This window comes from Bradyrhizobium sp. BR 10261, assembly GCF_019455395.1.
GTDB lineage: Bacteria > Pseudomonadota > Alphaproteobacteria > Rhizobiales > Xanthobacteraceae > Bradyrhizobium > Bradyrhizobium manausense.
This window is the reverse complement of record NZ_JACOFQ010000041.1, coordinates 49242-55241: the sequence shown is the minus strand read 5'-3', so window position 1 is coordinate 55241 and position 6000 is coordinate 49242. Positions and strand designations below refer to the sequence as shown.

At 65.2% G+C, this 6000-nt stretch carries 7 protein-coding genes and 1 pseudogene; 5 read left to right on the top strand and 3 right to left on the bottom strand.

The annotated features are described in order from the left end of the window. Positions 1-105: pseudogene (locus tag HYH07_RS36480) on the bottom strand (transcriptional regulator); the annotation flags it as partial. A gap of 525 nt (positions 106-630) precedes the next feature. Between HYH07_RS36480 and rpsF the strand changes: the two are divergent. The 4 genes from rpsF to rplI all read left to right on the top strand — a co-directional run bounded on the left by rpsF (position 631) and on the right by rplI (position 3119). Further along, a complete protein-coding gene (gene rpsF / locus HYH07_RS32820; RefSeq protein ID WP_092234635.1) occupies positions 631-1125 on the top strand; it encodes a 30S ribosomal protein S6 in 495 nt (164 codons plus the stop codon). A gap of 5 nt (positions 1126-1130) precedes the next feature. Continuing rightward, entirely contained in the window at positions 1131-1370 is a 240-nt protein-coding gene (gene rpsR, locus HYH07_RS32815; protein ID WP_007592020.1) for a 30S ribosomal protein S18, read from the top strand. Between the two features lie 128 nt (positions 1371-1498). Beyond that, positions 1499-2473: a DUF2232 domain-containing protein gene (locus tag HYH07_RS32810; RefSeq protein WP_220006343.1), complete on the top strand. Its 975-nt coding sequence runs from the start codon at positions 1499-1501 to the stop codon at positions 2471-2473. 46 nt (positions 2474-2519) lie between these two features. After that, entirely contained in the window at positions 2520-3119 is a 600-nt protein-coding gene (gene rplI, locus HYH07_RS32805; protein ID WP_220006342.1) for a 50S ribosomal protein L9, read from the top strand. 116 nt (positions 3120-3235) lie between these two features. Here the strand turns inward: rplI and HYH07_RS32800 are convergent, their stop codons facing one another. Then, positions 3236-4240, bottom strand: a complete 1005-nt coding sequence (locus HYH07_RS32800; RefSeq protein ID WP_220006341.1) for a hypothetical protein — start codon at positions 4238-4240, stop codon at positions 3236-3238. A 277-nt stretch (positions 4241-4517) separates the two neighbouring features. Between HYH07_RS32800 and HYH07_RS32795 the strand changes: the two genes are divergently transcribed. Then, positions 4518-5768: a cyclopropane-fatty-acyl-phospholipid synthase family protein gene (locus HYH07_RS32795; RefSeq protein ID WP_220006340.1), complete on the top strand. Its 1251-nt coding sequence runs from the start codon at positions 4518-4520 to the stop codon at positions 5766-5768. A 3-nt stretch (positions 5769-5771) separates the two neighbouring features. On the opposite strand, the gene HYH07_RS32790 is transcribed toward HYH07_RS32795, so the two are convergent. Further along, complete coding sequence (locus HYH07_RS32790; protein WP_220006339.1) at positions 5772-5978, bottom strand: transcriptional regulator; 207 nt, start codon at positions 5976-5978, stop codon at positions 5772-5774. Positions 5979-6000 lie beyond the last annotated feature (22 nt).

Below are 6000 nucleotides of genomic sequence, written 5' to 3'. Positions count from 1 at the left end.
CAGCAGCAGGGACCGCATCTTGCGCCCCGCCGAGCGCGTCGCCCGCGCCGCATGCTTGGGGTCGCCTGCCGCCTCGAGCGCGTCCTGGGCCGGCTTTTCCGCCATTGGGGTCCTCTCCCTGATTTATTTGTATGACATACAAACAAATAGATCAAGCCGGATATGGAATTGAAGAACCCGGGGTCGCCCCGACGCCGGTCTAGCCATCCCCACCACCGTCATGCCCCGCGCAGGCGGGGCATCCAGTACGCCGCGCCCCTTCGGTTCAACTATAACCGCCTCGGAGTACTGGATCGCCCGGTCCTAGTACGCAATCGCGCACTGGCCGGGCGATGACCCTGAGTGTGTGGCGAGCACATTCGACCTCCCTGCGCCGGAACCGTCCGAGGCCCAAAACATCGGCCGCAAACCTTGCCAAGCCGGCCAAAATCCGTATAACGCGCGCATCCGCAGACCCCGGCCGGGAGCTGAACGGACGGTCTCAGCAAATCCTCAGTGATTTTGGTGTGGCAGGGCCAGTCGGCCCGTCGTCCCGTGTTTCCGCCTTCTGAGCTTAATCCCAGAGTCCTTTCCGAAGGTCTCTTAAGGGCTTGACGCCGGGCAATGCGCCAACACGAGGAAAGGACTGATATGGCTCTCTATGAGCATGTTTTTCTCGCGCGCCAGGACGCGAGCACGCAGCAGGTCGAAGAGCTGACTGCGCAGATGACCGGCATCGTCGAAGGTCTCGGCGGCAAGGTCACCAAGACCGAGAATTGGGGCGTTCGCTCCCTCACCTACCGCATGAACAAGAACCGCAAGGCGCACTTCGTGCTGCTCAACATCGACGCGCCCTCCGCGGCGATCGCCGAGATCGAGCGCCAGGAGCGCATCAGCGAGGACGTGATCCGCTATCTCAGCGTCCGCGTCGAGGAGCTCGAGGAAGGCCCGTCCGCGATGATGCGCAAGGCCGACCGTGATCGCGAGCGCGACGATCGTGGCGGTGGCTTCCGCGGCGAGCGTGAAGGCGGCTTCCGTGGCGACCGCGAAGGCGGTTTCCGCGGTGGTGATCGCGACGGTGGCTTCCGCGGCGATCGCGGTCCGCGCCGTGGGCGCGACGAAGCTGAAACGACGGATGGGGAGTAAGAACAATGGCTGAAGCTGGTGCACGCCGCCCGTTTTTCCGTCGCCGCAAGAGCTGCCCGTTCACGGGAGCCAATGCGCCGAAGATCGACTACAAGGACTCCAAGCTGTTGATGCGTTACGTCTCCGAGCGCGGCAAGATCGTGCCGAGCCGCATCACCGCGGTGTCCGCGAAGAAGCAGCGTGAGCTCGCCCGCGCCATCAAGCGCGCGCGCTTCCTGGGCCTGTTGCCCTACGTCATTCGCTAACACGAATTCGGCCGGCGGCGATTGTACCGCCGGCCGCACTCCTTGAAATTCATAAGGCTTCCGGGTCGTCCGGTCGCCGATGGTTGGGGCAAGACGCCTCTAACCGCTCGAAGGGAGCGGGACAGCTGATGATGGTATTTGGACTGATAGCCCTGATCGCCGGCGCTGCGTCGGCCCTGATGTTCGCCTCGATCGTGTCGGGCGCGCTGATCTCGCTTGTCCTGTTCTATCTCGCACCGTTGCCGCTGATGGTCGCCGCGATCGGCTGGGGGCCGCTCTATGCGAGTCTCGGCGGTATCGCCGCGGCGGTCGGCCTCGGCGCGATCTTCGGCCTGCCCTATTGCATCGCCTTTGCAGTCACCATCGCCCTGCCGGCCTGGTGGCTCGGCCATCTTGTCCTGCTCGGCCGGCACGTTGCGGGCGTGACGGCCGTGGACGTCGCTGCGCCCGTCGAACCCGAAATCGAATGGTATCCGGTCGGCCGCATCCTGTTGTGGATCGCGGGCTTCGCAGTGCTGACCACGCTTGCGGCCCTGCTCACGCTCGGCGCCGACGCCGACACCATCACCGCTACGCTACATCGCGGCTTGATGCGCATCCTCCGCGCCACCGATCCGCAGGCCGCTGGTGAGGCCGACCAGTTCATCGATGCGCTGGTCCGCATCGCGCCGGCTGCCGCCGCCATCGTCTCGATGATGACGCTCACGCTCAACCTTTGGCTCAGCGCCAAAGTGACGGCGACATCGGGCCGGCTGCGCCGTCCCTGGCCCGATCTGAAGACGGCCGAATTGCCGGCGATGACGCTCGCGGTGCTCTGCATCGCGCTTGCCTTCTGCTTCACCGGCGGCCTGCTCGCGATCGTCGCGCAGATCACCACGGCGGCATTGATGATGGCTTACGCGCTGACCGGCTTCGCCGTGCTGCATACGCTGACGCTCGCGCTGAAGAGCCGTACCTTCTGGCTCGGTTCAACCTATGCCGTCGTCGTCGTGTTCGGCTGGCCTGTCATCGCGATGGTGATCCTTGGGCTTGCGGATGCCGTGTTCGGCTTCCGCGAGCGCTTTCTGCGTAACCGGCAGCCGCCGCCATTGCCGATATCTTGAGTTCAACCCGAAACTGAAAACCAGAGCACTTCAAAGGAGAACGAATATGGAAGTCATTTTGCTGGAACGCGTGAGCAAGCTCGGCCAGATGGGCGAAGTCGTGAAGGTTCGCGACGGCTATGCCCGCAACTTCCTGCTCAAGCGCGGCAAGGCGCTGCGCGCCACCGCCGACAACCGCGCCAAGTACGACGGCATGAAGGCCGAGCTCGAGGCTCGCAACCTTGCCTCGAAGGGCGAGGCGGCCAAGGTCGCCGAGAAGATCGAGGGCAAGAACATCATCGTGATCCGCCAGGCCTCGGAAGCCGGCCAGCTGTTCGGCTCGGTCAACGTGCGTGACATCGTCGTCGCCTTCGAAGCCGACGGCATCTCGCTGGCCCGCCCGCAGATCCAGCTCGACGCGCCGATCAAGACCATCGGCAAGCGCTCGATCACCGTCGCGGTCCACCCCGAGGTCGAGGTCGAGATCACCGTCACCGTCGCGCGCAGCCAGGACGAGGCCGAGCGCATCAACCGCGGCGAGGACATCTCCACCCGCAACGAGGACCGCGACGCCGCCGCCGAGGCGATCGCCGCTGCCGGCGAGTTCTTCGATCCGGAAGCCCAGCACGAAGACATCGCGCCGGCTCCGGCCACGGAAGAGAAGTAAGCTTCGCGCTCAGGCGCAAAGCTAAGCCCGGTCGCCTCAGGCGGCCGGGCTTCTTATTTTGGGCGCGACGTCCTCGCCGAGCATCGCAATCGAGATGAGTGCCGTTGCGGTCCTGCTTAGCGCGAGATCGGCGCCGTCGGCGGGCCGGACGACTCGGCCGGTGCTGGCGATGGAGCCGCGGCGGGCGCCATCGGCGCCGGCTCGACCGGCTTGGCCGCTGGCTCGGCGCTTGACGCGGGCTCGGCCGGTTTGGAGATGACAGCTTCCGCGGGCTTGGGCGCAGCCGGTTCAGCCGGCTTGGCGGCGGCCGGCGGAGCCGGCGTCACCTGCGGCACCGGATCGGGGCGCAAGGCCGGCGTCTCGCTGGCGCTCGGTTCGACCTTGGCGCTCTCAGGCCTAGTCTCTGCCGGCTTCTCGGCGGGCTTGCCGCTGTCGGGCTTGGACTCGGTATCGGCCTTGGCGCTCTCGCTCTTCGGTTCGCTCTTCGGTTCAGTTTTGGGTTCGGTCTTGGAATCGACCTTCGGCGCGGCGGCGTCTTCCGTCTCCGGCTTGGCACGCTTGCTCATGCGCTTGCCCTTGCGACCCTCGCGCGGTTGTTCGGTGGCGGCCTCGGGCTTCACGCCTTCCTTGGCACCTTCCTTGGCCCCTTCCTCGCTCGGCCGCGCCGCGCGCTTCTGACGGCCCTCAGGCGCGGCGGTAGAGGCGCCCTCGCCTTCCGGCTTGGCGGCGTCCTGACGCTGCCGTCGGCCCTGATGCTCAGGCGACTGTCCCGGGGGCGAGTTGGCGTCCTTCTCCTTGGAGGCGTCCTTCTTGTCCTTGCCGCCGTCCTTGGATTGATAGCGGGCGTCGGTGGCACCGTTGGAGACGAGGTAGGAGGCCAGCACACCGGCCATGTCGGGGCTGGTGGTGTAGTGCTGACGCAGGAAGCCCGGCAACGAGCCCGGCGCCACTGTCTTCAACAGCCCCCGCGGGCTCTTGTGGCAGGCATTGCAAGTCTGCGCGAAGATCTGGGATGGGGCCTTGCCGGCCTCGAGGTTCGTCGCCTGCGCCAGAACGGCATCGGAGGCGCCGAAGCCAATCAGAAACAGCACCGTGGCGAGGCTGAGCGCTCGGCTCGACATTCCCATCATCTCCATTGAAATCCGACAGATACGGCCGGCACCCGGCGCGGCGGCGGTCACCTTTTAGCCGATTGCGCTGCGAATGGAAGCAGGCTCCGGCGCAAGGATGGGGTTAAGCGCCTTAGGAATATCTGCCGTGAACATGACGCAATGGCGGGACCCAAACGCCCTCCCCAGATTTAGATGCAAACGCATAGGAACCCGAGCGGGGACCTGAGCGTCAGAATCGAAAGGCCGGGTTAGTCGCATCTCTTGTCCGCTCGAGAGGAAGGTGTGGATGGACCGCTTGTTGCGTAGCTTCCTGTCGCAATTCATTCGCCGGGGGTCGCTGACGGTGACCACGGCAAATGGATCGAAATTCACTGTCGGCGACGGCACGGGCGAGCCGATCGCCGTGCGCTTCGTGACATCAGACGCAGAGCGAAAGATCCTCATCAATCCCGAGCTCGGGCTTGGCGAGGCCTATATGAACGGGGAGTTCGTCGTCGAGCGCGGCAACATCGCCGATGTCCTCGCCATCCTGCTCGATCAACCCGAACTGTTGCCTCACTGGGCAAAACCCTGGTGGCACCTGCGCTATCTCGTCCGACATATCAGACAGTTCAATGCGCGGGCGCGCTCGCGCCGCAATGTCGCGCATCATTACGATCTCGACGCGCGGCTTTATTCGCTCTTCCTCGACGCCGACAAGCAATATAGCTGCGCCTATTTCGAGACGCCGGACGCCACGCTCGACGACGCGCAGCTCGCCAAGAAGCGGCATGTCAGCGCAAAGCTGCTGGTCAAGCCCGGCCAGCGCGTGCTCGACATCGGATCGGGCTGGGGCGGGCTCGGCCTCTATCTGGCCGAGATCGCAGGCGCCGACGTGACCGGCGTGACGCTGTCAACGGAGCAGTTGCAGATTGCCAATACGCGCGCCGCCGAGAAGGGTCTGACGCATCAGGCGCGCTTCCTGCTTCAGGACTATCGCGATATCGCGGGGCCATTCGACCGCATCGTGTCGGTCGGCATGTTCGAGCATGTCGGGGCGAGGTTCTACGACACTTATTTCCAGCGCTGCGCCGAGCTGCTCAGCGATGACGGCGTCATGTTGCTGCATTCGATCGGCCGCTCGCAGGGACCGGACTCGACGAACCCCTGGATCGCCAAATACATCTTCCCCGGCGGCTACATCCCCTCGCTCTCGGAGGTGCTGCCCGCGATCGAGAACGCCGGGCTATTGGTCTGCGACATCGAGATCCTGCGGCTGCACTACGCCGAGACGCTGAAGGCCTGGCGGGAGCGCTTCATGGCGCGGCGCGAGGAAGCCGTGCAGCTTTACGACGAGCGCTTCGCGCTGATGTGGGAATTTTATCTCGCAGCCAGCGAGATGACCTTTCGCAAGCAGGGCATGATGAACTTCCAGGTCCAGCTGACCAAGCGCCAGGGCGTGGTGCCGATGACCCGCGACTATATGGCCCACGAGGAAGCCCGGCTGCGCGCCCTCGAGGGCGGCGCCAAGCCGAAGTTGAGGCTCGCTGGTGAATAGGCTCTAGTGACGCTGGGTCGAGATATGGGAGGCGCGGTAAGAGGCTGCCAACGCCAGTTGCGCCCTCAGCTCGATGACGATCTCGGGTGCGACCGGCTGGCGCCGGATTTCCGGCCGCTCGGCGTGCTGCATGGCGGCGATCAGACCGGACAGCCACAGCCGGCTGCCTGTCTCGCTTCGCCAATCCTGGTGCTGCCGTTCTGGCGGCATCGCTTGCCTCGTTTCCCGTGAG

Bases quoted from the DNA above. Each gene is read 5' to 3' on its own strand.
- rpsF (WP_092234635.1), top strand. From the start codon at position 631: ATGGCTCTCTATGAGCATGTTTTTCTCGCGCGCCAGGACGCGAGCACG.
- rpsR (WP_007592020.1), top strand. From the start codon at position 1,131: ATGGCTGAAGCTGGTGCACGCCGCCCGTTTTTCCGTCGCCGCAAGAGC.
- HYH07_RS32810 (WP_220006343.1), top strand. From the start codon at position 1,499: ATGATGGTATTTGGACTGATAGCCCTGATCGCCGGCGCTGCGTCGGCC.
- rplI (WP_220006342.1), top strand. From the start codon at position 2,520: ATGGAAGTCATTTTGCTGGAACGCGTGAGCAAGCTCGGCCAGATGGGC.
- HYH07_RS32800 (WP_220006341.1), bottom strand. From the start codon at position 4,240: ATGTCGAGCCGAGCGCTCAGCCTCGCCACGGTGCTGTTTCTGATTGGC.
- HYH07_RS32795 (WP_220006340.1), top strand. From the start codon at position 4,518: ATGGACCGCTTGTTGCGTAGCTTCCTGTCGCAATTCATTCGCCGGGGG.
- HYH07_RS32790 (WP_220006339.1), bottom strand. From the start codon at position 5,978: ATGCCGCCAGAACGGCAGCACCAGGATTGGCGAAGCGAGACAGGCAGC.